Source organism: Ectothiorhodospira sp. PHS-1 (assembly GCF_000225005.1).
GTDB lineage: Bacteria > Pseudomonadota > Gammaproteobacteria > Ectothiorhodospirales > Ectothiorhodospiraceae > Ectothiorhodospira.
Genome location: NZ_AGBG01000085.1, coordinates 1 through 706 on the forward strand (window position 1 = coordinate 1; position 706 = coordinate 706).

Annotated in this window: 2 protein-coding genes; both read left to right on the top strand. The window is 58.9% G+C overall.

Going from position 1 to position 706, the window contains the following annotated elements; genetic code table 11:
- Positions 1 to 343: IS607 family transposase (locus ECTPHS_RS13705; RefSeq protein WP_008933365.1), on the top strand; the 343-nt coding region annotated here is incomplete at its 5' end.
- The coding region (locus tag ECTPHS_RS13710) for a helix-turn-helix domain-containing protein (protein ID WP_008933366.1) at positions 340 to 706 on the top strand (367 nt) is incomplete at its 3' end. The genes ECTPHS_RS13705 and ECTPHS_RS13710, both read left to right, overlap by 4 nt.

Consider the following 706-nt stretch of genomic DNA (forward strand, 5'->3'; position numbering starts at 1 on the left):
ATTCGAGTTGATTTCCGACCTTGGTTCGGGAATGAACTATCACAAGAAAGGTTTGAAGCGACTGCTTGATGCCATCATCGATGGGGAAGTCGGGCGACTGGTGATCACCCACAAGGATCGGCTTTTGCGCTTCGGGGCCGAGTTGGTCTTTGCCATCTGCGAAGCCAGGGAGGTCGAGGTGGTGATTCTCAACCAGGGTGAAGATACGACCTTTGAGGAAGACCTGGCGAAAGATGTGCTGGAGATCATCACCGTGTTCAGCGCCCGACTCTACGGCAGCCGCTCGCGCAAGAACCAGAAGCTGCTGGACGGCGTGAAGAAGGCCGTGGAGGACGCGACATGATCCGTGCCCACAGGATTGCGCTTGCGCCCAACAACAGGCAGGCGACCTATTTTGCCCGCGCGGCAGGCACGGCCCGTTTCGCCTACAACTGGGCGTTGGCCGAATGGCAGTGCCAGTACGCGGCGTGGAAGCAGGACAGCAGTCTGCCCAAGCCCTCTCAGGCGGGGCTTCGTCGCCAGTTGAACGCCATCAAGCGCGAGCAGTTCCCATGGATGCTGGAGGTCACCAAAACGGCACCGCAGATGGCGATCATCCAATTGGGTGAAGCCTTCAAGCACTTCTTTGCTGGTCGCGCCAGGTATCCGAAGTTCCGCAAAAAAGGCGTCCACGACCGCTTCACCCTCACCAACGACCAGTTCCGCG